Source organism: Gammaproteobacteria bacterium, assembly GCA_022340215.1.
GTDB lineage: Bacteria > Pseudomonadota > Gammaproteobacteria > JAJDOJ01 > JAJDOJ01 > JAJDOJ01.
Window position 1 is genome coordinate 1 of record JAJDOJ010000166.1, and the last position, 24,838, is coordinate 24,838.

At 61.4% G+C, this 24,838-nt stretch carries 26 protein-coding genes, 1 other RNA gene and 1 pseudogene; 22 read left to right on the forward strand and 6 right to left on the reverse strand.

What is annotated here, in order from left to right:
- Window positions 1-268: 268 nt before the first annotated feature.
- The 5 genes from LJE91_11885 (at window position 269) to recR (ending at window position 3,786) form a co-directional block, all read left to right on the forward strand.
- Complete coding sequence (locus LJE91_11885; GenBank protein MCG6869392.1) at window positions 269-478, forward strand: hypothetical protein; 210 nt, start codon at window positions 269-271, stop codon at window positions 476-478.
- 335 nt (window positions 479-813) lie between these two features.
- An RNA gene (gene ffs, locus LJE91_11890) (signal recognition particle sRNA small type) lies at window positions 814-910 on the forward strand.
- A gap of 180 nt (window positions 911-1,090) precedes the next feature.
- Window positions 1,091-2,746 (forward strand): DNA polymerase III subunit gamma/tau, encoded by a 1,656-nt coding sequence (dnaX, locus tag LJE91_11895; GenBank protein ID MCG6869393.1) that lies wholly within the window; start codon window positions 1,091-1,093, stop codon window positions 2,744-2,746.
- Between the two features lie 58 nt (window positions 2,747-2,804).
- Window positions 2,805-3,125, forward strand: coding sequence for a YbaB/EbfC family nucleoid-associated protein (locus tag LJE91_11900; protein MCG6869394.1), 321 nt, complete (start codon window positions 2,805-2,807; stop codon window positions 3,123-3,125).
- Window positions 3,126-3,189: 64 nt separating this feature from the next.
- On the forward strand, window positions 3,190-3,786 hold the full coding sequence (gene recR / locus LJE91_11905; GenBank protein ID MCG6869395.1) for a recombination mediator RecR: 597 nt from the start codon (window positions 3,190-3,192) through the stop codon (window positions 3,784-3,786).
- Between the two features lie 203 nt (window positions 3,787-3,989).
- Here recR and rsgA read toward each other — a convergent pair whose 3' ends face one another.
- Window positions 3,990-4,874 (reverse strand): ribosome small subunit-dependent GTPase A, encoded by an 885-nt coding sequence (gene rsgA / locus LJE91_11910; protein ID MCG6869396.1) that lies wholly within the window; start codon window positions 4,872-4,874, stop codon window positions 3,990-3,992.
- Window positions 4,875-4,930: 56 nt separating this feature from the next.
- Window positions 4,931-5,242, reverse strand: a complete 312-nt coding sequence (locus tag LJE91_11915; protein ID MCG6869397.1) for a cytochrome c — start codon at window positions 5,240-5,242, stop codon at window positions 4,931-4,933.
- Between the two features lie 199 nt (window positions 5,243-5,441).
- On the opposite strand from LJE91_11915, the gene orn reads away from it, so the two are divergent.
- Window positions 5,442-5,987, forward strand: coding sequence for an oligoribonuclease (gene orn, locus LJE91_11920; GenBank protein ID MCG6869398.1), 546 nt, complete (start codon window positions 5,442-5,444; stop codon window positions 5,985-5,987).
- On the opposite strand, the gene nadB is transcribed toward orn, so the two are convergent.
- A complete protein-coding gene (gene nadB / locus LJE91_11925) occupies window positions 5,988-7,610 on the reverse strand; it encodes an L-aspartate oxidase (protein MCG6869399.1) in 1,623 nt (540 codons plus the stop codon).
- 323 nt (window positions 7,611-7,933) lie between these two features.
- Here nadB and rpoE point away from each other — a divergent pair, with 323 nt between their 5' ends.
- The 13 genes from rpoE to acpS all read left to right on the forward strand — a co-directional run bounded on the left by rpoE (window position 7,934) and on the right by acpS (window position 19,261).
- Entirely contained in the window at window positions 7,934-8,509 is a 576-nt protein-coding gene (rpoE, locus tag LJE91_11930) for an RNA polymerase sigma factor RpoE (protein MCG6869400.1), read from the forward strand.
- Window positions 8,510-8,729: 220 nt separating this feature from the next.
- Window positions 8,730-9,296, forward strand: a complete 567-nt coding sequence (locus tag LJE91_11935; GenBank protein MCG6869401.1) for a sigma-E factor negative regulatory protein — start codon at window positions 8,730-8,732, stop codon at window positions 9,294-9,296.
- A complete protein-coding gene (locus LJE91_11940) occupies window positions 9,277-10,308 on the forward strand; it encodes a MucB/RseB C-terminal domain-containing protein (GenBank protein MCG6869402.1) in 1,032 nt (343 codons plus the stop codon). The genes LJE91_11935 and LJE91_11940 overlap by 20 nt, the downstream gene beginning before the upstream one ends.
- A complete protein-coding gene (locus tag LJE91_11945) occupies window positions 10,301-10,753 on the forward strand; it encodes a SoxR reducing system RseC family protein (protein MCG6869403.1) in 453 nt (150 codons plus the stop codon). The genes LJE91_11940 and LJE91_11945 overlap by 8 nt, the downstream gene beginning before the upstream one ends.
- A gap of 193 nt (window positions 10,754-10,946) precedes the next feature.
- Entirely contained in the window at window positions 10,947-12,371 is a 1,425-nt protein-coding gene (locus tag LJE91_11950) for a DegQ family serine endoprotease (protein MCG6869404.1), read from the forward strand.
- A gap of 98 nt (window positions 12,372-12,469) precedes the next feature.
- Window positions 12,470-14,260 carry a translation elongation factor 4 gene (gene lepA / locus LJE91_11955; GenBank protein MCG6869405.1) on the forward strand — a complete coding sequence of 597 codons (1,791 nt, stop codon included), beginning with the start codon at window positions 12,470-12,472 and terminating at the stop codon, window positions 14,258-14,260.
- A gap of 264 nt (window positions 14,261-14,524) precedes the next feature.
- Window positions 14,525-15,334 (forward strand): signal peptidase I, encoded by an 810-nt coding sequence (gene lepB, locus LJE91_11960; GenBank protein MCG6869406.1) that lies wholly within the window; start codon window positions 14,525-14,527, stop codon window positions 15,332-15,334.
- Window positions 15,335-15,349: 15 nt separating this feature from the next.
- Window positions 15,350-15,724 (forward strand): DUF4845 domain-containing protein, encoded by a 375-nt coding sequence (locus LJE91_11965; protein ID MCG6869407.1) that lies wholly within the window; start codon window positions 15,350-15,352, stop codon window positions 15,722-15,724.
- A complete protein-coding gene (rnc, locus tag LJE91_11970; protein ID MCG6869408.1) occupies window positions 15,721-16,428 on the forward strand; it encodes a ribonuclease III in 708 nt (235 codons plus the stop codon). The genes LJE91_11965 and rnc overlap by 4 nt, the downstream gene beginning before the upstream one ends.
- The gene (gene era, locus LJE91_11975; protein ID MCG6869409.1) at window positions 16,418-17,326 is read left to right on the forward strand and encodes a GTPase Era; all 909 of its coding nucleotides are present in this window, start codon (window positions 16,418-16,420) and stop codon (window positions 17,324-17,326) included. The genes rnc and era overlap by 11 nt, the downstream gene beginning before the upstream one ends.
- A gap of 101 nt (window positions 17,327-17,427) precedes the next feature.
- Window positions 17,428-18,138 (forward strand): DNA repair protein RecO, encoded by a 711-nt coding sequence (gene recO / locus LJE91_11980; GenBank protein ID MCG6869410.1) that lies wholly within the window; start codon window positions 17,428-17,430, stop codon window positions 18,136-18,138.
- 5 nt (window positions 18,139-18,143) lie between these two features.
- Window positions 18,144-18,875, forward strand: coding sequence for a pyridoxine 5'-phosphate synthase (locus LJE91_11985; protein MCG6869411.1), 732 nt, complete (start codon window positions 18,144-18,146; stop codon window positions 18,873-18,875).
- Window positions 18,872-19,261 carry a holo-ACP synthase gene (gene acpS, locus LJE91_11990; protein MCG6869412.1) on the forward strand — a complete coding sequence of 130 codons (390 nt, stop codon included), beginning with the start codon at window positions 18,872-18,874 and terminating at the stop codon, window positions 19,259-19,261. The genes LJE91_11985 and acpS overlap by 4 nt, the downstream gene beginning before the upstream one ends.
- A gap of 46 nt (window positions 19,262-19,307) precedes the next feature.
- Here the strand turns inward: acpS and LJE91_11995 are convergent, their stop codons facing one another.
- From LJE91_11995 to LJE91_12005, 3 genes and pseudogenes are all read right to left on the reverse strand, one after another.
- Complete coding sequence (locus LJE91_11995; GenBank protein ID MCG6869413.1) at window positions 19,308-19,634, reverse strand: DUF2845 domain-containing protein; 327 nt, start codon at window positions 19,632-19,634, stop codon at window positions 19,308-19,310.
- Between the two features lie 201 nt (window positions 19,635-19,835).
- A pseudogene (locus LJE91_12000) lies at window positions 19,836-20,016 on the reverse strand (DUF2892 domain-containing protein).
- 114 nt (window positions 20,017-20,130) lie between these two features.
- Entirely contained in the window at window positions 20,131-21,447 is a 1,317-nt protein-coding gene (locus tag LJE91_12005) for a citrate synthase (protein ID MCG6869414.1), read from the reverse strand.
- Between the two features lie 433 nt (window positions 21,448-21,880).
- Between LJE91_12005 and LJE91_12010 the strand changes: the two genes are divergently transcribed.
- From LJE91_12010 to LJE91_12020, 3 genes are all read left to right on the forward strand, one after another.
- Window positions 21,881-22,027 (forward strand): hypothetical protein, encoded by a 147-nt coding sequence (locus LJE91_12010; protein ID MCG6869415.1) that lies wholly within the window; start codon window positions 21,881-21,883, stop codon window positions 22,025-22,027.
- 376 nt (window positions 22,028-22,403) lie between these two features.
- Entirely contained in the window at window positions 22,404-23,807 is a 1,404-nt protein-coding gene (miaB, locus tag LJE91_12015; protein MCG6869416.1) for a tRNA (N6-isopentenyl adenosine(37)-C2)-methylthiotransferase MiaB, read from the forward strand.
- Between the two features lie 52 nt (window positions 23,808-23,859).
- Window positions 23,860-24,837, forward strand: coding sequence for a PhoH family protein (locus LJE91_12020; protein MCG6869417.1), 978 nt, complete (start codon window positions 23,860-23,862; stop codon window positions 24,835-24,837).
- Window position 24,838 lies beyond the last annotated feature (1 nt).

The following is a 24,838-nucleotide window of genomic DNA, read 5'->3' on the forward strand; positions in this document are numbered from 1 at the left end:
GCGGTTACCACTGGAGCTTGATGCAGGTGGAATTCGCCACCGACGTCGTCTTCCATCGCCAAGCCGAATTCCAGCCACTCTACGACGCCATCGTCCGCACCGCGGTGCATGCCGTTCAAACAGATCATGTTGCCACCTTCCTTGGCCGCAAACCGAGCACCGCTTACCAGGGTGAGGTGGGCAATGATTTTTCCACCCGAATCCAGGGTACACGCATCCGACACCCGATGGGGCCGGCCAGCTCAAGCTGTAGGACAAAGCCGGCATCATGGCCCGGGTCGAATGCACCACCAACGATGCCTCATTCTTCAAGATCCACCGATGGGTGGAACAGCGTGACGGCGACTCACAATGGAAACTGGCGCCGCTACGCAAAAATATCTACAGCCTGCGGGATCTGCGCAAGCCGATGCGTGCCGCCAACGAACGCTATCTCGCCTATATGGCGGCCATCGACGATCCCGGCGCGGGTCTCTAACGATCTGTATCTATTGATGTTATAGGTTTTTGTTCAGGCACTATCCATTCTCTCTCTTGCCTTGTGGGTAGGTTCCGATCGTATGTGGAGCTGCGGGTGATCATGACGCCGGTCCCGTTGACCATCTCGGCGTCCTGCCGGACCACGACGTCTGGGTACCCGTGCCTTCGTACTGTCGTTCCGGAATGGGTCCGCCGCTCGAGGTCGGGTTCTGCGCGAGACAAACTGTCGCCACACAGGGCGGTTGCGATGTTAAACTAGCGAGCGAGTTGAACGGATCGCGGGTCGGGATATCGCACCCGTAGCCGTGGCCATCAGCGTTCGATGGTGGCTCGTGCCGGTTTCCTCGCGACGATATGCCGTGAACCCCGCCAGGCCCGGAAGGGAGCAACGGTAACGGCGGACTCGGGCGCCGGGGTCTGGCTGGTGCGAGCCGCCGCCTCTAATCAGACGCAAGGCGCTGGCCTTCGAGTACTCATACGCAGAGTACCGATAGATTCCCGCAGTGCACCGTGACACTGCGAGAATCCGGATCGCGCAGTTGAAGGGCCGGTGAGGCCCGATGGCGCCGGTTCCCGTCTTACCTGCAACCCTTTGGCAACGGTTCGATCGATGTCTTATCAGGTATTGGCTCGCAAGTGGCGACCGGCGACATTTGAACAGATGGTTGGGCAGGGGCACGTGCTGCGTGCGCTGGCGAACGCGCTGGACCAGGAACGGCTGCACCACGCCTATCTGCTATCGGGAACACGCGGTGTCGGCAAGACGACTCTCGGGCGGATCTTCGCCAAGTGCCTGAACTGCGAAACGGGGATTACCGCGAAACCCTGCGGTGAGTGCGAGATCTGCCGCGACGTGGATACAGGTCGTTTCGTCGACCTGATTGAGGTCGATGCGGCCTCCCGAACGGGCGTGGACGATACCCGCGAACTGCTCGACAATGTGCAGTACACACCCGCGCGCGGCCGTTACAAGGTGTATCTCATCGACGAGGTGCACATGCTGTCGACGCACAGTTTCAACGCCCTGCTGAAGACGCTCGAGGAACCCCCGCCCCATGTGAAGTTCCTGCTGGCGACGACAGACCCGCAAAAGCTCCCGGTCACCGTGCTGTCGCGCTGCCTGCAGTTCAACCTGAAACGCCTGCCTGCGGCGATGATCGCCGATCATCTCGCGCGCGTCCTCGAGGCAGAGGCCGTGCCCTTCGACCGGGCGGCACTGGACGCGCTGGCGCGGGCGGCCGACGGAAGCATGCGTGATGCGCTCAGTCTCCTGGACCAGGCCATCTCGTTTGGAAACGGTGCCGTTCGGGAGGGTGAGGTCACGGAGATGCTCGGATGGGCGCCGCGCGCCGTGCTGCTCGCCCTGGTACGGGCGCTGGTCGAGCGGGACGCGGCGGGGGTGCTCGGGGCAACTGCCTCGCTCGTGGAGCAGGGTGTCGATCTCGAGGGTGTGCTCACAGATCTGGCAGATTCCCTGTATCGCGCGGCGGTCATACGCCAGGCGCCGGAACTCGCTGCGTCGATCTATTCGGATGATCCCCTCGCCAGGCCCCTGGCGGCGGCGTTTCCCGATGAGGACATCCAGCTGCACTACCAGATTGCGCTCCACGGACGCCGTGACTTTCCCTGGGCGCCAGACCCACGAAGCGCGCTGGAGATGACCCTGCTGCGGATGCTGGCGTTCCGGCCCTTCGAGCGTGAGGGGCAATACGCGGGAAAGCAACCGGCGGCGTTGGAGTCCGTGGTGAAAGAACCGGCGGGACCGGAGGATCGTGCAGATGCTCCGGGTCCTGTCGCGGGTTCGGCCCCGCTCTCCGGGGACGCTTTGAGCGGTCCGGTGCCGGATTCGCATGGAGCGGTCCGCCGTTCGCAGGCTGGGTCGGGACAGGATATTGCTTGGCCTGCCCTGATGGACCGACTCGGGCTGAAGGGCGTCGCCTACGCCCTCGCGAGCAATTGCAGCGCGGCGGGACGCGAGGGCGACCTGTTTCGGCTCGTCCTGGAGGAGCAGCACGCGGGGCTGCGCACCGCGAACGCGGAGCAGCGGCTCGCGCAGGCGCTGTGCGAGCGCCTGGGCGAGAGCGTCCGGTTGCGCATCGACATCGGCAAGCATGTCTCGGACACGCCCGCGGAAGTGACTCGCCGCGCACAGGAGGCGCGTCAGCGCACCGCCGAGCGGTCGGTGGAAGACGACCCCCTTGTCAAGGGGCTCAAGGCGTCATTCGGAGCCCGGATCGTCCCGGATTCCATCGAACCGATCGGTTGACGGTGAGGGTTCGACTCGATGACGTACGAATTGATTGGATCGGGATAAAGGTGAAAGTATGAAAGGTGGACTCGGCAACCTGATGAAACAGGCGCAGAAGATGCAATCCGAGATGGCCAGGGCGCAGGAGGAACTCGCCCGGGCTGAGATCACGGGACAGGCCGGTGGCGGTCTGGTCTCGGTGGTGATGAACGGAAAGTACGAAGTCAGGCGTATCAGCGTGGACGACAGCCTGTTGCAGGACGACAAGGACATGCTCGAGGACCTGATCGCCGCGGCGATCAATGACGCCGTACACAAGGTCGAGCAGGAGATGAAGGACCGGTTCTCCGGGTTGGCCTCGGGCATGGGCCTGCCGCCCGGCATGAAGCTGTTCTGAGGCGGTCCGGCATGCGCCAAGTCGGGTCCCGCATACCCGATGTTTCCCGGCGTAACGACACGCCGTGAGCGGTTCCTCGCTGATACAGGACCTCATCGAGGCGTTGAAATGCCTGCCGGGAGTCGGGGACAAGACGGCGCAACGCATGACCTTTCACCTGCTGGAACGGGATCGCGAAGGGGCGCGCCTGCTCGCCGGGCGGCTCGCCGAGGCCGTCGAGAAGGTCGGTCACTGTGTGCGTTGCCGGACCCTTTCCGAACATCCCACCTGCGCGATCTGCGCCAATCCGGGCCGTCGCCGGGAACAATTGTGCGTGGTCGAGAGTCCGGCAGACGTCGTAGCGATCGAGACCAGTACAGCGTTTCGCGGGCAATATTTCGTACTCATGGGGCGTCTCTCGCCGCTTGACGGAATCGGTCCCGAGGAGATCGGACTCGATGTCCTGGAGGCACGCCTCGACGAGGGCGAGGTGGACGAGGTGATCCTGGCGACCAACCCTACGGTTGAGGGGGAGGTGACAGCGCACGTGCTGGGCGAGTTGGCTCACCAGCGTGGGATCCGTACCACGCGCCTGGCCCAGGGGGTGCCCGTCGGCGGAGAACTGGAATACCTGGATGGTTCGACTCTGGCGCAGGCGCTAGCGGATCGCAGGGACTATTAGGCGATTGCCGGAAAATGGCATACCGGATTGCGCCGGATTTTCGTTAGTCATCAAGGCGCGACAACAGGCGCATAGTTGAACTATGTCACGGTTGTCGCAACACAGAGGACGAACGAAAAGACAAGCAGGATGGACTGTCATTTGACAGAAATCGCCTCAGAAATACCCTCAAGTGACGGAGGGGCGTTGCGTCCGCGGTCCTCTCATCCCGGCTCCCTCAATGTGGTGAGGCATTCCTGATAGCTCGCGAGGCGGTCGGCCTGGATCCTCCCCTCATCGGCGGCGCGCAGCACGGCGCAGCCCGGTTCCACCGTATGGGTGCAGTTGTGGAACCGGCAGTGTCCGATGCAGGGCGTGATTTCCCTGAATCCCCTCTCGACCTGCTCACGTGTCCGTAGCGGCGGATCGAAACTTCTCACACCGGGGGAATCGATCAGGTGTCCGCCCGCGGCGGTGTGAAACATCACCGAACGGCTGGTCGTGTGACGGCCGTGACGGCCCGACTTGCCCAGCGTGCCGATACGGATGTCCAGGTGTGGGTGCAGCGACTTGATCAATGAGGATTTCCCTGTCCCCGATTGCCCGACGAAGATGCTCGTCCTGCCGGCTACCAGGTCCCCGAGTTCCCCCGTCCGGAGCCGGTCCTGGGCGCTGCAACGGATCACCGGGTAGCCCAGATCGGCATACAGGGACAGCTTCCGGTCGGTTTCGGTATCCGCGGGTCCGAGATCGATCTTGTTGTAGATCACGGCGCAGCCGGCATCCAGGTTTTCGGCGCTGGCGATGTAGCGGTCCACCAGATTCCAGTCCGGACCGGGAGTGTAAGCGGTGACGACCAGCAACTGTTCCACGTTGGCCGCCACGACACGCCGGCGACCACGTTTGTCCGTGCGCGCCAGTTCGTTTATCCTCTCGCGCACCGCGGTGACGACGCAGTCGCCTCCGGGGGTATGATGCCAATGCACCACGTCTCCGCAGACGACATAGTCCAGACGCCGCTTCGAACCACATCGCTGTGATTTGCCAGTTTCGGTCATCACGATCAGCTCGGCGCCGAAACGGGTGACGACGAAACCCGTGAGGTCCACGCCGCCCGCATTTCCCGGGGCCCAATGCGGCGTTCGGGACACGTCGTGCGCGGGGGTCAGGGCGATGGAAACTTGTAGTAGGTGCTGTTGAGGTAGGTGACGAGATCGTCGACGTCCTCATCGACCAAATTCAGACCCTGTGCGATCTCGCAGCGTTTCACCTGCTTTTGGAGTGCCTGCATGTCGTTCACTCGCCTGTCTTTGCGCTTATACAGAATCGAACCGTCACCGCCCGTCATGCCGATATGACAGGCGGTGCAATGCGCGTCGTGCAGTTGCCTTCCCTTTGTGGCGTCGCCCGCCCAGGCGGCGGACACACTGGCGAGGCTCGTGATGGCTAAACCCGCAATCGGGAGGTGCATCTTCATCAATTTTCACTCCAGAGTCGGTAAGACTCGATCATGGATGAGCGGGTTATCATAATAGGGTTATCATAATATTGTACGCTGTGCCGGTTATTGAGGATTGATTTGCGGCACAGGCATCGACGGGGCGCGCCGCGCCGCTTGCGATGGCACATTCCGAAAGCCGGGGCGATTTTCCCCCCGACCATTCCCGGGAGGGACTTTGGATTCCGAAAACCTGATCTGGATCGACCTGGAAATGACGGGGCTGGACACCGTCAGGGATTCGATCATAGAAATCGCGACCATCGTGACCGACAAGCGTCTGAACGAGGTTGCCGCCGGACCGGTCATCGCCATCCATAAGGAAGCGGACGTCATCTCGGGGATGGACGAGTGGAACACCCGCCAGCATACCGGCTCGGGTCTACTCGACCGGGTTCGGTCCAGCCCTCACAATCATGCCGATGCCGAGTCCGCAACGCTGGCGTTTCTCAGTCGATTCGTTCCCGAGGGCGTATCGCCCATGTGTGGCAACAGCATCTGTCAGGATCGCAGGTTTCTCGCGCGCGAAATGCCCTCCCTCGAGGCCTTCTTCCACTACCGTAATCTGGACGTCAGCACAGTGAAGGAGCTGGCCAGGCGCTGGGCCCCGGAGGTCGCGCGGGGTTTCAACAAGGACTCGCAGCATCTCGCACTGCAGGATATCCGTGACTCGATCGCGGAGTTGAAGTACTACCGCAAGCGTTTTCTCAACGTCGTGTCGTAGTCACCGGGCTGTATTGCCCGCGTCCGGGTACGGATGACCCGGCGACAGCACGGTATCGACCCGATCCAGGTTGCCGTCACGTTCCGGGAAATCCAGAGTGTAGTGCAGTCCCCGGCTCTCCCGGCGGCTTAGCGCCGAGCGGATGATCAGGTCGGCAACCAATGCGAGATTGCGTAACTCGATCAGGTCGCCGCTGACCCGGAAATGGCTGTAATACTCGTTGATCTCGCCGAAGAGCAGATCGACCCGCCGTTTGGCGCGTTGCAGTCGCTTGGTGGTCCGCACGATGCCCACGTAGTCCCACATGAACCGTCGCAGTTCGTCCCAGTTGTGCGAGATGACGACCAGTTCGTCGGAATCGGTCACCCTGGATTCGTCCCAGGGCGGGATGTCGAGCCCGGCATCCGGTTCGTCGAGGCGGGCGGTGATATCCTCGGCGACATTCTTGCCGAAGACTACGCACTCCAGCAGCGAATTGCTCGCCATGCGGTTCGCACCGTGCAGCCCCGTGTGCGCCACTTCGCCCGCGGCGTAGAGGTGCTCCACGTCAGTGCGTCCGTCGAGTTCCGTCATCACGCCCCCGCAGGTGTAGTGTGCCGCAGGCACGACGGGAATGGGTTCCCGGGTGAGGTCGTAACCGAACTCCAGGCAGCGCCTGTACACGTTTGGAAAGTGGCCGGTAATGAAGTCTGCACTGCGGTGGCTGATGTCCAGATACACGCAGTCGGCACCCAGTCGCTTCATCTCGTGGTCGATGGCGCGCGCCACGATGTCCCTAGGCGCGAGTTCTCCCCGGGAGTCGAACCGGTTCATGAAGGGTTCCCCCTCGGGAAGCAGCAACCGTCCTCCCTCTCCACGCAAAGCCTCGGTAATCAGGAACGACTTTGCGCGCGGATGGTACATGCAGGTGGGATGGAACTGGTTGAATTCCATGTTCGCGACCCGGCAACCGGCGCGCCAGGCCATCGCGATCCCGTCTCCAGACGATGTGTCGGGATTGCTGGTGTAGAGATAAACCTTGCTGGCGCCACCGGTGGCGAGTACGACGAATCGGGCCGCTACCGCCTGGACGGCGCCTTTCTCACGGTCCAGGACATATGCGCCGATGCAGCGTTTCGTCCGGCTCGTCAGCGTCAGCTTGTGCGTGGTGACCAGGTCGATCGCAATCTGATCTTCGAGCAGATCGATGTTCGGGTGGCTTCGTGCCTGGGAAACCAGAGTGTTTTCGATTTGCCTTCCCGTTGCGTCGGCGGCATGCACGACGCGCCGATGACTGTGGCCGCCCTCGCGCGTCAGATGGAACTGTCCCGGCTCTCCTGTGAAGTTCACGCCGATGTCGACGAGCCAGCGCACACTCTCCGCGCCGCGGGACGCGGTCAGTCGCACGGCGTCCTCGTGGCACAGTCCCGCGCCGGCGTTGATGGTATCGGCCACGTGTGCCTCGACGGAGTCGTCCGGGTTGATAACCGCGGAGATTCCACCCTGGGCGTAGTAGGTGCTCCCTTCGGTGACGGCTTCCTTGGCGATCACGGTCACCCGGGCATGTTTGGCCAGATGCAGGGCGATGGACAGCCCGGCAGCGCCGCTGCCAATTACGAGAACATCACACGGAAATATGGTCACGGTGCGGATCGGGATTGAGAGCACGAACTATTTTGGCACAATCCATCGGTCCGCACTATTCGCGATGCGGTGGTCCCAGGCGGTGACGACGCCTCGTATCGTTCATGTCTGTACAATGGTCTGGTCCGAATGGGTCGATCGCACGCCGATGCCGACGTCCGATGATGGAAACCGGACCCCGACAAACGGGCTCCCGGTCTTTCGCGATGCGAATCAATCCTGCGGAGAGCGGGCGGAAATAATTGCGGTAAGGTTGAGAACTCAATCCAGGGCGATCTGTCAATTAAGTGTAGGCGCAGGGACGCGCCCGCTTGTGAGGGGGCATGGGCGAGAAGAGCAATGACCAGATACTGGTCGAGCGGGTGCAGGGTGGAGACACCACGGCTTACGATATGCTGGTTCGTAAATACCAGCACAAGATCATCAAGCTGGTGTCGCGTTACGTGCACGATCCGGAAGCGGCACTGGACGTCGCGCAGGAGGCGTTCCTGAAGGCATATCGTGGTCTGGGTTCCTTTCGGGGTGACAGTGCGTTCTATACCTGGCTCTATCGTATATCGATCAACACAGCGAAGAACTATCTGGTGCAGCAGAGCAGACGTTCACCGGACCTCGATGTCGACCCGCAGGAGGCGGAATACTACGAAGGCGCATCGGCGCTGAAGGAGAACGATACGCCGGAGCGTCATTTGCTAACCGAGGAGATAGAACGTACAGTATACCGCGCCATCCGGGAGCTGCCGGATGATCTCCAGACCGCAATCACCTTGCGAGAGCTCGAGGGAATGAGTTACGAGCAGATCGCCGAGGCGATGGACTGTCCGATCGGGACGGTCCGGTCCCGTATCTTCCGCGCGCGGGAAGCCATCGATCGAGTCCTCAAACCCCTTATTCATTAGGTACTCTAGGTACTCTGCAATCGTGGGCAGTATGGCGGTACACCGTGTCGATCGTTTTCGCGCAGATCGTGTATTCGAAGCGCGTAGTCGTTGCGAATTCAGTGACATTGGGATGCGTTGGCCAGGACCCGTGGCGAGTGCATCGGGAGCGGGGCGGATCGCCGCGCCGCCGGACCTACCCTGTAAGGGCCTATTTTTGTAGTCAGGGATACTGGTTGCCATGAGCGAAACGGCGAACGACAAAACCCGCGAGATTCTCTCCGCATTCGCGGACAACGAATCATCACCTTTCGAAGAAAAGCTTTCACTCAAGGAATTGCTGAACAGCGAGGAACAGCGGGCCCGTTGGGCCCGTTATCACATCATCGGTGACGCCCTGCGCCAGGATACCCCCGTACGCATCGATCCAGGGTTTCCCGGGCGGGTAATGCGGCAGGTCGAGCGACTGCCGTTGCCGTCTGGGGCACACCCGGCGGGTGGCCATCGGTCCGGATTTCTGAAACCGGTCGCGAGTCTGGCAATGGCCGTCACCGTTGCGGTGGTGACGGTCCTGGGAGTGCGGGCGCTCAACAGCCTGGGTGATGGTGCTGTCGAAGGGCCGGTTGTCGCATCCGGAGTCATTTCGGAAACGAATTCTTCCGCCGCGACGGACCTCCGCGCGGGAGGTTTGCCTCCGGAGACCCAGGTCAATCTCGACCGGTATCTGGCGCGGCACGCGGGATATGTCCCTTCGAGAGGAATGACGCCATATGCCCGGATCGTGGGTTATGACATGGACGGAGACTGACGCCCTCGGCGCCATGCCTTACCTGGCCATGCGTTTCCTGGTAATAGCGGGTTTTCTGGTTCTTCCAATCGCCGGTATTTGCGATACGGACGCAAAGCACTGGCTGGATCGAGCCGGGCAGGCAATCGATACACTCAACTACGAAGGCACGGTGGTGTTCACGCATGGTGACGACGTGGATACCTTCGAGGTGTTGCACGGTCATGAAGCGGGTCTCACCAGGGAGCGGGTGGTTTCCCTGAACGGCGAGGCGCGTGAGATCAGTCGCAGTGGGGATCTCGTCAGTTGCGCGTTGCACGGTACCCGTTTCGTCTTCGTGGATCCCGGCCGCAAGCGCCACGGTCTGCCGTCGACGATTTCCTCGAACCTCGATGAACTCGAATCTTACTATGTGTTCAGCATGGCTGGGACGGGGCGCGTGGCCGATCGCAGCTGCCGGTTGATCAGGATACTGCCGCGCGACGATTTCCGGTTCGGTTACGAAATCTGCGCCGACGAGCGGACGGGTATGCCGCTGAAATCCATGATGGTGGACCGTCAGGGTATCGTCGTCGAGCAGAGCATCTTGACCTCCCTCGTCATTCACGACGAACCCATACCCGGCGACCGATTCCGGACCAATGTCATCAGTGACGGCCAGGACGCGTTCGCGACGAGTCCCTCGCCCCGGGGCGTGGACGTACTCGAAACTGGCGAGCCGGACGAGGGCTGGACGATTGCCAGAATCCCGCCGGGTTTCCGGGTAACGGAAAACGTACGCTATCCCCTGACCGCGGATTCCGATCCGGTGCAGCATATGGTCCTTTCCGACGGCATGGCGACAGTGTCGGTGTTCATTGCCGATCCGGGGTCCGAAAGCGCCGCGTTCGAGGGTTTGACCGAGAGCGGTGCGATGCATGTCTTCGCGCGTGTTTTGGATGGCCGACAGATCACGGTCGTGGGGCAGGTCCCGAACGAGACGGTCAGCCAGATCGGCGAATCGGTCCGCTATCGTGGAGCGACGGATGAATGAGGAATCCGGCACGGTGGTCGGGGTGGATGGCCCCTGGGCCTGGGTCGAGACAGAGCGCATGTCCACCTGCGGGAGTTGCGCGGCGCGAGGCGGTTGCGGGACATCGGTCCTCTCGAGTGTGCTGGGGAAGCGGACAACGCGCGTCCGGGCGATGAACAAGGCCCAGGCCGAACCGGGCGATCGAGTGACCATCGCGGTAAGGGACGGCCAGATAATCCGGGGATCGCTTGCGCTATATGGTCTGCCCATCGTCCTGATGATCCTGTTCGCCATAGTCGGAGAAGGCATGACGCAGGGTGAGGGCGGCCCCGTTCTGATGGGACTTGCAGGCCTCGTGACGGGGTTCGCCTGGGTCCGGCACCTTTCACGACGGGTCTCGCAGGATCCGGAACACCAACCGGTCGTTATCGGATTGGCGCCACTGAACGGATCCGGGCTGGGCTAATTCCGTCGGACAGCGTTCCTTTCCCGAGATGTACGTGCCCCGCTTGCACCGACACGGGCACCGGCCCCGCTCAATTGCACGGTTGACTTCGTGTAGACTGACTCGTAGTCCACCCGGGCGACGCACCGGTTTCCGTACACTGCTGTTCGGACAGGGAAGCGTCGGAATCTCCAATCCAAAGTGGTTCTTGTCTATGTTTGTGGAAAAGTTACTCACGTATCCCGTCCTTTGGTCGATCGCAGTCCTGACCGCGGTCACCGCCGTCACACCGGTTTCCGCGGAGTTGCCGGACTTTACCCGACTCGTGGCCGAGAACGCCCCCGCTGTGGTGAACATCAGCACCACGAAGCAGCGCACCGTCGCCGAGACCTTCGATGTGCCGGACCTGCCGGAGGACCATCCCCTGTCCGACCTGTTTCGGCGTTTCTTCGGTGACCCGGAGGGTGGCGATGATCCGGACATCTTCGATACGCGGTCCCTCGGTTCGGGTTTCGTGTTATCCGCTGACGGCTACATCGTGACCAATTACCATGTGATCAAGGACGCCGACGAGATCATCGTCAAGCTGAGCGATCGGCGGGAACTGAAGGCCGAAGTCCTGGGAACGGACCTGCGCAGTGACATCGCCCTGTTGAAGATCCCTGCCAAAGACCTTCCGGTCCTCAGGATCGGGAGCGACGAAACGCTGAAGGCGGGTGAGTGGGTCCTCGCGATCGGTTCCCCGTTCGGTTTCGAGCACTCCGTGACGGCCGGTATCGTGAGCGCCAAGGGTCGCAGTCTAGAAGGGGAAAACTACGTACCGTTCATCCAGACCGACGTGGCGATTAACCCGGGAAATTCGGGCGGGCCGCTGTTCAACCTCGATGGTGAGGTCATCGGCATCAATTCCCAGATATACAGTCGTACCGGCGGTTTCATGGGGTTGTCCTTCGCAATCCCCATCGATGTCGCGATGAACGTCGTCGAGCAGCTCAGGGACACGGGTCATGTCTCCCGCGGGTGGCTGGGTGTCTACATCCAGGAGGTCACGCGGGAACTGGCAGAGTCGTTCGGCATGAGCAAACCCTATGGAGCGCTGGTCGCCCATGTGGTGCCGGACGGACCCGCGGACAAGGCCGGGATACGGGTCGGAGACGTGATTCTGGTCTTCGATGGCATACAGGTCACAGATTCGGCTTCCCTGCCGCCCATGGTCGGGCGCACGGCCGTCGGTAAGCAGGTGGCGGTGCAGGTCCAGCGCAACGGCCGCCCGGTAAGGCTGAAGCTGAAGGTTGCGGAACTGCCGGATGAGGACGTACAGGTCCTCTCCGAAAGGACCCCCGAACCCGCCCGCGGCGCGGACGTGATGGGGATGGAAATCGCCACTCTGGCCACTGCACAGCGTGAACAACTGGGCCTGGAATCCGGTGGTGTGTTGGTCAAGAAGGTGTCCGACGGTGCGGCGCTCGATGCCGGGATTCGTGCTGGGGATGTGATTCTCAGCGTCAACGGTGATCCCGTGGACAGCGCCAACGAATTCAGGGAAACCGTCGGTGCGCTCCCCAAAGGCAAGTTTGCCCGCATGTTCGTCAGACGCGGGGACGGATCTTCCTTTGTTGCGATCAGGATCCCGGACTGAGCCGTTCACCGCGATTTGCGCCGATCACGTATAATCGCGGCCCTTGCCAGTCACCGAGACCCGGCACGGGGGCCGATTGCTCCCCACCGGGCCGTCCCATGGAGAATATCCGAAACTTTGCCATCATTGCTCACATCGATCACGGCAAGTCTACCCTCGCGGACCGCTTTATCCAGCACTGCGGCGGTCTGACCGAGAGGGAGATGGAAGAGCAGGTTCTTGATTCCATGGACCTGGAGCGTGAGCGCGGCATTACGATCAAGGCGCAGAGTGTCTCGCTGAAGTATCTCGCACGGGACGGAAGGACCTATCGGCTCAATCTGATCGACACCCCGGGGCACGTGGATTTTTCCTACGAAGTTTCGCGGTCCCTGGCGGCCTGCGAGGGTGCGTTGCTGGTCGTCGACGCTTCGCAGGGGGTTGAGGCGCAAAGTGTGGCGAACTGCTACACCGCGATCGAGCAGGGGCTCACGGTGGTGCCCGTGCTGAACAAGATCGACCTGCCCTCGGCCGATCCGATCCGCGTGATCGGCGAGATCGAGGACGTCATCGGCCTGGAGGCAGATGACGCCGTGTTGGTCAGCGCGAAGACCGGAGAGGGTGTCACCGATATACTGGAGCGGATCGTCTGCGCGGTCCCGCCCCCCGTCGGTGAGCCGGAAGGGCCATTCAAGGCGCTGGTGATCGATTCCTGGTTCGACAGCTACGTTGGGGTGATCGCGCTCGTCCGTGTCGTGGATGGGGCTTTGTTCCGGGGCAGGAAGGTCATGGCAATGTCGACCGGACGCAGCTATCAGGTGGAGCGGGTCGGTGTTTTCACACCAAAGCGCGAGGACCGCGAGGTACTTTCGGCCGGGGAGGTGGGTTATGTGATCGCCGGCATCAAGGAGATAGACGGTGCGCGTGTGGGCGACACGTTTACCACCGCGGACAGACCGGCCGCCGAGGCGCTTCCAGGGTTTGAGGAGGTGCAGCCCAAGGTTTTCGCGGGGATGTACCCGATCAGCGCCGATGACTACACCGCGTTTCGCGAGGCCCTGGAAAAACTCAGGCTCAACGACGCGGCACTGGCGTTCGAGCCCGAGTCGTCGCAGGCTCTGGGGTTCGGTTTCCGCTGCGGATTCCTCGGCATGCTGCACATGGAGATCGTCCAGGAGAGACTCGAGCGAGAGTACGATCTGAACCTCATTACAACCGCGCCGACCGTGGTCTACGAGGTATTGACCGCCAAGGGCGAGGTGATAGAGATACACAATCCCGCCGACCTACCGCCAGTCAATGCCGTCGAGGAGATACGCGAACCCTTTATCCACGCCTCCATCCTGGTGCCGCACGATTACGTCGGCGCGATCATCAACCTCTGCGTGGAAAAGCGCGGCGTACAGAAGCGGATGCATTATCACGGCAAGCAGGTCTCACTGAGTTACGACCTGCCACTGAGCGAAACCGTCCTGGATTTCTATGACCGTTTGAAATCGGTCAGCCGCGGGTTTGCATCGGTCGACTATGAGCACTCGCATTTCGAACACGCGCCCCTGGTTAAACTGGACGTACTGATCAACGGTGAACGGGTCGATGCGTTGTCGGTCATCGTGCACAGGGACAATGCGCAGTCCCGCGGCCGGGACCTCGCCGTTCGGATGAAGGAGATCATTCCCCGCCAGATGTTCGACGTTGCGATCCAGGCGGCGATCGGCTCTCAGATCATCGCGCGCACCACCGTCAAGGCCATGCGCAAGAACGTTACCGCCAAGTGCTATGGCGGCGATGTCACGCGTAAACGGAAACTGCTCGAGAAGCAGAAGGCCGGCAAGAAGCGCATGAAGAAAATCGGCCGGGTCGAGATTCCCCAGGAGGCGTTTCTGGCGGTCCTGAAGGTGGACAAGTGATCTGTGCGTGGTCACTCCATCATGCGAGCCGATCCCCTGCATTCTAGGAGCCTGTCGGATTTAGGCGATCATAGCGAGCATGGTGGGAGAGCGAGACAAAAAGTTCACGATTTCGAGGCGCATAGTGGGCCTACGCAACGAGGAATCGGGGATTTTTTGGCCGTTCTCCCATCAGCGCAGTAGATTGTTCCTAAAGCCGACAGGCTCCTAGTCCGGATATACAGGCAGGGCACCCTGAAATTCTGAATACACCAGTGGAACGATATGAATATAGATCTTGAGCTGATTCTGGTCATTGGCGTCGTGGTTACCGGCGTGATCTGGTTCGCTTACGCCCTCCGCCATCGGAGGCGATACGCTGAAGCGACCGCGGGGGAGGGGCGGGCTGGTGCGGCCGGGACCGAGGACCGCATGCCCTGGTACGTGGAGTATTCGCGATCGTTCTTTCCCGTGCTGCTCATCGTGCTGGTGCTGCGCTCGTTCATTGCCGAGCCGTTTCGCATTCCGTCGGGGTCCATGATGCCCACCCTGCTGGTCGGGGACTTTATCCTGGTCAACAAGTTCGCCTACGGGGTGCGGCTCCCGGTCCTGCACACGAAGGTCATCGAGACGGGGGAGCCCGCGCGCGGCGACGTCGCCGTTTTCCGCTTCCCCAACAATCCGTCCGACGACTACATCAAGCGGATCGTGGGGCTGCCGGGTGATCGCATCTCCTACGAGAACAAGGTCCTGTACATCAACGGGGAACCGATGAAGCAATCCGTCGAAGGGGCCTACACCGGTGTGGGTACCGGGAAGGTCATGACCGGTGCCGAGGTTCGGGCCGAACACATCGAGGACGTGAATCACGAGATCCTCGTGCAGCCCGGACGGTTCAACATGCGCGGTGAGTGGGTCGTTCCCGAAGGCCACTACTTCGTACTGGGGGACAACCGGGACAACAGCAACGACAGCCGTTTCTGGGGATTCGTCCCCGAGGAAAATCTGGTGGGTAAAGCGTTTATAATATGGCTTAACTGGGACATCAACGGCAAGGTATTCGATGTGGGCCGCATCGGGAACGGAATCGATTGATCGGGGAGCCGAATAATGAAATCTATGCAGCGCCAGCGTGGGGCCTCGTTTCTTCTGTGGTTGGTTCTGATCGGGATACTCGGATTCGGCATGGTAGTCGGATTCAAGCTGTTTCCCGTGTATCTGAACGGCTATGCAGTAGAGAAGATCCTGAACGAAGTAGCACAGGACTCCAGAGGCAAGGGCTACAACAACAAGAAGATCATTTGGCAGTCCATCAGCAAACGGCTGGATGTGAACAGCATCAGCGACGTGACCTACGACAATCTGACCTTCAAGCGCGAATCGGGCAACTCGACGGTCGATATCGACTACGAGGTTCGCAAACACCTGTTCGCGAACATCGATGCCGTCATCGTTTTCAAGTTTTCGGAGACGTTTAAGACGTGACCCCCGCAGGCGTCGTCGAGGGCCTCCTCTGGGAGGGCGTGACCGACGCTGACCTGCTTACCGAGGCATTGACACACCGCAGCGCCGGCAGCCGCAACAACGAACGGCTGGAGTACCTGGGTGACGCCGTTCTCGAACTCGTCGTTTCCGAATATCTCTACCGCCGATTCGATCGCCTGCGCGAGGGTGATCTCAGTCGTCTGCGCGCCTATCTGGTGAGAAAGGAGACACTGGCCGAGGTGGCCGTGAGCATCGGGGTGGGGGAGCGGGTGATCCTCGGCCCGGGAGAACTGAAGAGTGGTGGCTCCCGCAGGGAGACGATTCTGGCGAATGCGATGGAAGCGCTGATCGGGGCTGCCTATCTCACCCGGGGCTTTGAGCACGCGCGTACGCTGATCATGGAACTCTGGCGGGGGAAGATCGATGCCCTTCCCAACGCGCAAGCCCTGAAGGACCCGAAGACGCGACTCCAGGAATGGCTGCAATCCCGCAACCTGGGGCTGCCCGAGTACGACCTGGCCGAGGTGACCGGTGAGACACATCGCCAGCGGTTTCAGTCCCGCTGCCGCATTGCCGCGCTGTCACTCGAGGCCAGTGCCTGGGGCGACAGCAAGAGGAAGTCCGAGCAGGCGTGCGCGGTTGAGATGCTGCGCCTGATCGATGGCCGGGCACACCTGAAAGAGTATGAAAGCAGTGAGTATTGATGTGGAGCCTGAAGGCACACGTTGCGGAACTGTTGCCATCGTAGGCCGACCAAATACTGGCAAGTCCACGCTGCTCAATGCGTTGATAGGGGCGAAACTCGCCTCGGTCGCGCGCAAACCGCAGACAACCCGTCACAATATCGCCGGCATACTGTCACGTGGCGACAGCCAGATTGTCTTCGTCGATACCCCGGGTCTGGACCTGTATGGCAAGCGGCTGCTGAACCGCATGCTGAATGACAGCACCTGGGCCGCACTGCAACAGGTTGACCTTGCCCTCCTGATCGTTGACCGTGACCATTGGGGCGAGGAGGACGAACTCGCGTTGAATCGGGTTCGGGAGGCTGCAAGGCCCTGCATACTGTGTATCAACAAGATAGACGGTTTTCGCAGGGAACGATTGTTGCCGATCATGGCGCGCCTTGGAGAAAAGCACGATTTCGAGGAGATCATCCCGGTATCCGCCATCAAGGGGGAAAACCTCGAGGCCCTGTTACGCGAGGTCCGTCGCCGTATGCCCGCTGCCCCGTTCCTATTTCCGGAGGATCAGGTAACGAGCCGCAGTCAGCGGTTTATTGCCGCCGAGCTGATACGCGAGCAGCTGATCAGGAATCTGCACCAGGAGGTGCCGCACTCCCTTTACGTGGAAATCGAGGCCTATCGCGACACCGAGGACCTGACCGAGATTGCGGCGGTGATCTGGGTTGACCGGGCGAGTCAGCGTGCGATCGTCATCGGCCGCAAGGGCGGGACACTAAAACGCATCGGAGCACAGGCCAGGAGGGCGCTGGAGCAGTCCCTGGGGCGCAAGGTGTTCCTGAAGCTATGGGTCAAGGACAGAGCGGACTGGCAGGATAATGAGGCGATTCTCGCGAGTTTCGACAGCGAGGTCATCTGAGTGCGCGACGAGGTGGCTGGTGCGAGTTTGACGCCTCCCGAATCGTGGCTTCTGGTTTATCGCGGCGCCGGGGAATCGTCTCTGCTGCACGTGGGCTGGTCGTGATCCGGGTAGATCGTGAGCCGGTGTTCGTGCTGCATCGCAGACCCTATCGGGAAACCAGCCTGTTGCTGGAAGGCTTCTCGCTCAACCATGGGAGGGTCGGGCTCATCTGCCGCGGTGTCCGCCGACGACGGGGCGGGGACGTTCACCTGTTTCACCTGCTGGATACGTCGTGGCGGGGGCGGGGTGACCTGTACACCATGACGCGCTGGGAGGTCGTCCGGTCGCATCGGCTGTCGGGCGCACAGGTTTCGATTTGCGGACTGTACCTGAACGAGTTGTTGCTCAAGCTCGTGAATCGGGGCGTGCCCGCACCCGGGCTCTTCCGGTCATATGCACAGACGTTGGCGACGCTCGCAGCGGAGGGGGAGGTCGAGTCCGCCCTGCGGGCCTTTGAGTTCGAACTTCTTCGGGCGCTGGGGTATGGTCTTCAGCTTGAGCAGGACTCGGCGGGGCGACCACTCGTATCAAACGGTCGCTATCGATTCGTGGGCGAGCAAGGTCTGGTGTATTGCGGTGGGGATCCGACGGCACGGGATGTCGTGACCGGTGGCGCCCTGCTGGCGCTTCGCGACCAGCGCCTCGAAGACCGGGAACTGGTGCGGCAGGTCAGAAAACTGCTGGCGGTTGCCTTGGATCACCAGTTGCAGGGGCGCGAGCTGCAGACGCGCAAGTTATTGAGATACGTCGGGAGTCATCGGAGGTCGTAATTGAAATGCAAGCGCTTCGCCTGGGGGTCAATCTCGATCACTTCATCGCTGTGCGTGAGGCAAGACACACGCCTTATCCGGACCTTGCCGAAGCCATCCGGGTATCGGAAAGATGTGGAGCGGATGGCATTACCCTGCATCTGAGGGAGGACAGGCGTCACGTACAGCCTCGTGACATGTATCTCGCGCGCCGCGTGACGGGCGGAAGCCTCAACATGGAGATGGCGCCGGCCCAGGAAATGGTTGCAACGGCCCTGGATGTCGGTCCCGATTTCTGCTGTCTGGTGCCGGAGCGTCGCGAGGAACTGACCACCGAGGGTGGGCTGGATATCGTTGCGCACCGCGAACGCTTGCGTGAGGTGATTCAGCATCTGACCGATGCGGGCATACAGGTGTCGCTCTTCATCGAACCCGATCGGAAAGTCATCGACGTGGTGCGCGGGCTCGGTGCGCCGCTGATCGAGCTCCATACCGGAAGGTATTGCAACCTGGAGGGCACGCAGGCGGATATCGAACTGGAGCGGCTACGTACGGCGGCCCGTCACGCCGCCGACATCGGCCTTGGGGTGAACGCCGGTCATGGCTTGCATACAGGCAATGTGGGGCCTGTTGCGGCGATTCCTGAGATCGCGGAACTGAACATCGGTCACGCGATCATCGCGCGCTCGCTGATCGCTGGACTCTGTCAGGCGGTCGGTGAGATGCGCGCCGCCATGGATGCGCCACGCCAATCATGAAGCTCTACGGGATCGGCGTGGATATCGTGCGCGTGGAGCGGATTCGCGCGGTCTACCGAAAATACCCGTCGAGATTCCCCGCGAAGATCCTCGGCGTGGCAGAGATGGATACCTTTCGTGCGACAAAGGATGTCGTGGCCTTCCTGTCACGGCGATTCGCAGCCAAGGAGGCCGTGGCGAAGGCATTGGGAACCGGATTCGCGTATGGTGTCGGTCCGCGGGATATCGAGGTGACGCGCAATGCGCGGGGACGGCCTGGGGCGGAACTGGACGCCGGCGCAAGGATGCGCCTTGGCTTACCGGAAGTGGAGTTCGCCCTCAGTCTCGCGGACGAGTCCGACTACGCTGTCGCCTATGCCATGGCGCTGGTGCCGGAACACGGCTGACGACGAGAAGGATGGGCCCTGCATACAGTCGCAGATCTGCATCGGTTCATTCCCCGGTCCGGATGACCCTGAGTGAACCGCCCTCGAAGGTCAGCGAATTCTCCATCTGCCCAGGGCCGCCCAGGTAGATCCAGACGACATTTGGATTCAGGGAGACGCCTTCGGGACCAACCGGTGTATTCGCAGCGGGTTGATTCGTCTGCACCAGGCCATGCGTGGCATCGGGTTGACCGCACGTGTCGAGCACCTGTTGCTGGCTGTCCCCGACGCTGACCAACCGGCTGCCGCATTCCATACTGTCGAGTGCTGCCCCCGGAGGGGATGACAGGAACGCGCCCAGACCCGCCACGACCCAGAATAAACCCCGGTTCATCGGTCTCTGCGCCTCGGTCCGTTGATAAGACGGTCAGTATACACCAGGGCCTGACTCGCTTGCTGGCAGTGTCCCGACGCTTCGCACCGCAGGGCGATGCGGTGTGGCGATATCGTGGGGCGTGGCGGGATTGGCCGGGAAACGGGTCGAAACGGAGGTACGCGAAACCTTTCCGTGGTCACACGTACCTCCCGGTTCCGCTCAGGCGGCGGATTGTCGCATACCGGTCCGCTTCAGGATGGCTTCCAGGGGGCAGAATCCGGTGAACGAGGTGAAGCAAGTTGACGTCGACGAAGGCCGTCATCAGGTACCAGTATGGGCTGACGGTATAGGCCAGGACCAGGCTCAGCAGGATGACGGTGCCGGCAACGACACGAATCACGTTCTCTGTCGACCTGGGAGGGTTCTCCCCACAGGGTTTAGGAAATCAGGACATTCTAATGCCCTGAGCGACGAGGGATCAAGCCGAACCCGGGCATGTCGAATGTCCCGATCCTCAATTGGTGATGCGTCTCTGGTCCACAGGAATGTAGTCTCGGGCCCCGAAGCCTGTGTAGAGCTGCCGGGGACGGCCGATGCGTGCGTCCGGATCGGCAATCATTTCCGTCCAGTGCGACAGCCAGCCGACGGTGCGTGCCAGTGCAAACAGTACCGTGAACATGTTTAGAGGAATGCCCATCGCCCGAAAGATGATGCCCGAGTAAAAATCGACGTTCGGGTACAGTTTGCGTTCCACGAAATAGTCGTCTTCCATCGCGATCTGCTCGAGTTCTATGGCCGTGTCGAACAGGGGTCGATTTGGGTCGTTCGAACCCAGCTTCTGCAGTAGTTCGTGGCACATGGCACAAATGATCTTCGCGCGCGGATCGTAGTTCTTGTAGACACGGTGGCCGAAACCCATCAACCGGAAACGATCATTCTTGTCCTTGGCGCGTTCGACGTAGTGCTGCAGGGGCTGGCCGGATGCCACGATCTCTTCCAGCATCTTGATGACCGCTTCGTTCGCACCGCCGTGCGCAGGCCCCCAGAGTGAGCCGATACCTGCCGATAGGGCGGCATACGGGCTTGCCTCGGAGCTTCCCGTCAGTCTGACGGTGGAGGTCGATGCGTTCTGCTCGTGGTCGGCGTGCAGGATCAGGATGAGATCCATCGCTCTCACGAAGGTGGGATCGGGCTCGTACTGCATGCAAGGCAAGCCCAACATCATCTGCAGAAAATTCGGTGTGTAGTCGAGGTTGTTTCTCGGGTAGATGAACGGCTGGCCGATCGAATACTTGAAGCTCCAGGCTGCGATCGTGGGCATCTTGGCGATTAGCCGATGCGCGGAGATCTCACGGTCGGCAGGATCGTGCACGTCCAGGGTCTCGTGATAGAACGCGGCCAGCGCGCCGACCACCGCCACCATGATGGCCATCGGGTGCGCATCGTGGCGAAATCCCAAATAGAAATGACGGATCGCCTCGTCGAGCATCGTGTGATACCGGATCTGGTTGTTGTAGCACTCCAGTTGATTGGCATCGGGCAGCTCACCGTAAAGCAACAGGTAACAGACCTCCGGGTAACTGCTCTTCTCGGCGAGTTGCTCGATGGGGTAGCCGCGGTAGCGCAACTCCCCCTCGTCCCCGTCGATGAAGGTGATCCGGCTCTCGCAGCTCGCCGTCGAGAGATAGCCGGGATCGAAGGTGAAGTAGCCGAATTCCTTGTAAAGTTGCCGGATGTCGATGGTGCTGGGTCCGCACGTGCCCTTGAGGACTGGCAGGTCGACCCGCCTGCCGGTCGCATTGTCGATCAACGTCACTGTGTCGGTTGTCATAAAGCCACCCCTGCTTTTCTAGACTGGTGTTCGTGCAGGGCAGAGCCCGTCGGCGAGCTTGAACCGACCGCTGCACCTGCGGACGAGGGCCATTCGATTCGGAATTATAACGTGAATGCGTTTGCCGCAAGCATCGCTCTTCGCGTCCTGGCCAACCGATACCGTTCCTCGGCCGGATTTATCCGGTACCCGCCCGGAACCGAGCGACGCACCCCTGAAGAGGCCAATCGCGGCTTCTTTATCAACCGATCCCCTGGTTAACGCCATTCATCGGGCAATCGCACCGCCCTTCCCCCTCGGGGGGCGATTCTATACCCGGGAACAGGCCGCGAAATGGATGAAGGATTCGGGCGTCGCGGTGTAACGGTGCATCGGGACAACGGACTGCCGGCCGGGCCGGTATTGGCGTTCAATCAACCAAAGGATATCTGTCATGAACCCCAGTGATTTTGAAGACGAGTTCGAGAACGAGACTCCTTTCGAGTACACTGATCTGGACATACTCGAGGAGCCCGCGACCTGGGAGGTCGACGATTTCGACGATATCGTCGACTACGGAACTGCTGGCGGCCTGGTCTGATCCCCCTCGACTGCCCGCGATCCGCCTCTGCGTAGCCGGCAGTTGGCGTCCAGTCGCGACCCGTAGCGCGGGGTCCGAACCGCGTTGCGATGGACCAGGGCGTTCCAGGTCAAACCCGAGGCGCTATCGGGCTGTATTGTCGGTGGCTCATGGCTCGTGGCTCATGGCTCGTAGCTCTTGCCTGCCGGCGGCTGCCGCTTGGTGAGCCCTCGCCGTCAGGGCGCCCTGACGGGTCGCAATCATATCCCCGGGGGGATTCCGGTCGGAATCCCCTTGCCTCTCGCCTTCTTCGCCACCGTAGCACCTCGTGGATCCTTCGTGCCGTGCGTTACCGGATTGCGGTAGAATCCGCGCATCGGTATCCCGGATTCAGGACATGAGCGGTAAGGTCTACATCAAGACTCACGGTTGTCAGATGAACGAGTACGACTCCACACGCATGGCTGACGCCCTGCGCGTGGACGCGGGTCTGGTGTTGACCGATGAGCAGGAGGCGGCCGACGTATTGCTGTTGAACACCTGCTCTATCCGGGAGAAGGCGCAGGAGAAGGTCTTCTCTCAACTTGGGCGCTGGCGCACCCTCAAGGAGGCCAGACCGGAACTCGTCATCGGCGTTGGCGGGTGTGTTGCGTCGCAGGAAGGTGAGGCGTTGCGCCTCAGGGCACCCTATGTCGATGTCGTGTTCGGTCCTCAGACGCTGCACCGTCTCGCGCAGATGATCCTCGACGCGCGCGAGCGCCGTAGCCCCGTCGTCGACGTGAGTTTTCCCGAGATCGAGAAGTTCGACTGCCTGCCCCGCCCGAAGGCGACAGGCCCCACTGCGTATATTTCGGTGATGGAGGGTTGCAGCAAGTACTGCACCTTCTGTGTAGTTCCCTATACACGAGGTGAGGAGGTCAGCCGCCCCTTCGACGATGTGATCGCCGAGGTGGCCGGACTCGCCGCTCAGGGTGTCCGGGAGGTGACGTTGCTGGGGCAGAACGTGAACGCCTACCGCGGAGCGATGTCGGACGGAGACATCGCGGACCTCGGTCTGCTGATCAGCTATGTCGCGGCGATCGACGGGATCGACAGGATACGATATACCACCTCACATCCGGTGGAAATGAACGACAGCCTGATTAGCGCACACCGGGATATTCCCGAACTGGCCGGCCACCTGCACCTGCCGGTGCAATGCGGGTCGGACCGGATCCTCACGGCGATGAAGCGGGGACATAGTGCACTCGAGTATCGGTCGACAATACGCCGTTTGCGTGAGGCGCGTCCGGACATCAGTATTTCCTCGGATTTCATCGTCGGATTTCCCGGCGAGACGGACCAGGACTTCCGCACCACCATGGATCTTATCGGCGAGGTGGGATTCGACCAGTCTTTCAGTTTCATGTACAGCCCGCGGCCTGGAACGCCTGCCGCCGTCATGCCGGACGAGGTTCCGATATCGGTCAAGCGCGCGCGCCTGCGGATACTGCAGGATCGGATCTCCGCCCTGGCCGGGGAAATATCCCGTTCCATGGTCGGATCGGTTCAGCGCATACTGGTAGAGCGACCCTCGCGCAGGGATCCCGGACAGATGGCAGGGCGCACCGAAAACAACCGGGTCGTTAATGTCTCCGGCGGCCCGGCGTTGATTGGCCGGTTCGTCGACGCGGAGATCACCGAAGCCCTGTCAAACTCGCTCAGGGGGCGGGTTGTCTCGTCATTGGAACCGTCGTCCGGACTGTCCGCTGTCCATCGTCCCGACTCGTTGGATGCCAAGCCGGTCTCCCTGCCCGCCTGAGTGAGCATCCCGCGACGCAACGCGGCGACCCATTTCACCGCTGCATTCACCCGTGCATCCTGACAGCATCGACTTCGATCTCGAACCCGCGGACAATGCCCGTCTCGCGAATCTATGCGGCCCGTTGAACGAGCATTTGCGACAGTTGGAGCGGCGACTGGGCGTCGAGATCAACAATCGGGGAAACCGGTTCAACATCATCGGCGAGTCGCGCTCGACAAACACCGCGCGGGAAGTTCTGAGAGTCCTGTATCGTGCAACCGACGCCGAGGTCCTGACCTCTGCGGGCGTCCACCTGTTTCTGCAGGAGTCGGGTGTCGATGCCTTGTTGGAGGAAGATAGCGACCGCGAAGCGCACAGGGTGCAGATCCGTACCCGCCGGGGAATCATCCGGGCTCGCGGGCCGAATCAGGCCGGGTATCTCGAGAACATCCGTGTTCGGGACCTCTGTTTCGGGATCGGGCCCGCGGGGACCGGCAAGACCTACCTTGCCGTGGCCAGCGCGGTGGAAGAACTGGAATCGGACCGGGTCCGGCGACTCGTGCTGGTGCGGCCCGCGGTCGAGGCTGGTGAACGCCTGGGCTTCCTGCCCGGAGACCTGGCCCAGAAGATCGATCCCTATCTGCGGCCGATGTACGATGCGCTCTACGAAATGCTCGGATTCGAAAAGGTCAACAAACTGATCGATCGCAATGTCATCGAGGTGGCGCCGCTGGCCTACATGAGGGGACGCACGCTCAACGAGGCCTTCGTGATCCTGGACGAGGCCCAGAACACCACGATCGAGCAGATGAAGATGTTTCTGACGCGGATCGGGTTCGGCTCGCGGGCGGTGGTGACCGGGGACGTCACCCAGATCGACCTGCCCTCGAGCCGCCAATCCGGCCTGCGCCACGTCATCAAGGTGCTAAAAGACGTCGATGGTATCAACTTCACCTTCTTCTCCGCCCGCGACGTGGTGCGCCACTCGCTGGTAAAACGAATCATCCGGGCCTACGAGGCGGAAGAGGATACGCGTCCGAAGGAATGAG